Source organism: Dysgonomonas termitidis, from assembly GCF_042654545.1.
GTDB classification, from domain to species: Bacteria; Bacteroidota; Bacteroidia; order Bacteroidales; family Dysgonomonadaceae; genus Dysgonomonas; species Dysgonomonas termitidis.
Window position 1 is genome coordinate 1 of sequence record NZ_JBHSGN010000206.1, and the last position, 1459, is coordinate 1459.

General features: G+C 46.4%; 2 protein-coding genes. One reads left to right on the forward strand and one right to left on the reverse strand.

The annotated features are described in order from the left end of the window. The first annotated feature begins 58 nt into the window (after positions 1-58). Positions 59-1135 (forward strand): IS110 family RNA-guided transposase, encoded by a 1077-nt coding sequence (locus ACFO6W_RS26195; RefSeq protein ID WP_380002099.1) that lies wholly within the window; start codon positions 59-61, stop codon positions 1133-1135. 104 nt (positions 1136-1239) lie between these two features. Here ACFO6W_RS26195 and ACFO6W_RS26200 read toward each other — a convergent pair. Next, positions 1240-1459 (reverse strand): hypothetical protein (locus ACFO6W_RS26200; RefSeq protein WP_380002101.1); only part of this gene is annotated, 220 nt, incomplete at its 5' end.

Sequence of the window (1459 nt, forward strand, 5' to 3'; positions counted from 1 at the left end):
TTTTGGTTAATTTTAGTAATAGAGATTACTTACTTATTAACCTCAAAGAATATAGCTTATGAGACAAAGAAAGGAATTAGATTTCAAAGGACAAAATATCTATGTAGGGATAGATGTTCATTTGAAGAGTTGGTCGGTAACAGTTTTGTCGGAAACCTCTGTAATGAAGAAGTTTAGCCAAATACCAGAACCGGAAGCGTTGTATAAGTTTCTGGTCACGAATTATCCGGGAGCGGATTATCACTCGGTATACGAAGCGGGATTCTGTGGTTTTTGGATACATGAAAGATTGACAGGGTTAGGAATTGATAATATTGTTGTAAATCCGGCCGATGTTCCGACCAAAAGCAGTGAAAAGCTGCGTAAGACCGATTCCATAGACAGTGGAAAACTGGCGCGAAGCCTGCGGGCTAAAGAGCTGAAAGGCATCTACACGCCGGACAGTGTGTCATTGGAGATGCGTTCTTTGATAAGATTGAAAAACTCGATAACGAAAGACATGACCCGGCAGAAGAACCGCATCAAGTCACAGTTACGCTATCTGGGGATAGAGATTCCCGTAGAGTATCTGGAGCCGTACTCTAATTGGTCGAAGCGCTTCATCGTCTGGCTGAAGGAGGTACAGACACTCACATCTGTCGGCCGTCAGTCGCTTGACATCCGGATCAGGCATCTGGAGGAATTGCGCAGGCAGAAGCTGGAGATGACGCGGGCCTTGCGGGCTCTGGCCAGGACGGAACAGTTCCGCGAACCGCTACGGTTAATCATGACAGTTCCGGGTATCGGTCAGGCCACGGGTATGGTGTTCCTGTCGGAGATATGCGACATATCCCGTTTCAGGAATGCCGAACAACTGGCGGCTTATATCGGTATGATCCCCATGTGTCATTCAAGCGGAGAAAAAGATGGGACAGGAGATATTACCGTGCGCAAGCACGCTGCTATGCGCTGTAATCTGATTGAGGCCGCGTGGGTGGCAATCCGGCAAGATCCTGCAATGAACCTGATCTACACGCATAACTGCAAAAGGATGGCTCCAAGCAAAGCCATCGTAAAGGTGGCGCGTAAACTGGTTAACAGATTATTCTTCGTACTGAAACACAAAACAGAATATATCAATGGTATTGTGTCATAGAGAGAACTTCCTTCCGGTAGACGGATTTTCCGAGAGAGAATACTACATAATTGTTGCGGCTTTGAAGTCCGCTTAAAAAAGTTTGCTCCTCTCGCCTTTGTGAACTAATGCAGGAACTTGCGGCAGAGACTGACCGCTGTGGAAAGTCTGTTTACCGAAGGATTTAATATCGGGTTTTTTAAGCCATACGGACAGTATCGGTAACTTAAAAAGAGAGGCAGAAAACCGGCCTCCCAAGTAGCGTTACCGCGTACCGTCAGGATGTTTATTGCTGACAGGTTGCTCCCCAGCAGTGCCTGTTTCCTCTTAACATCCTGACATAAA

Bases quoted from the DNA above. Each gene is read 5' to 3' on its own strand.
- ACFO6W_RS26195 (WP_380002099.1), top strand. From the start codon at position 59: ATGAGACAAAGAAAGGAATTAGATTTCAAAGGACAAAATATCTATGTA.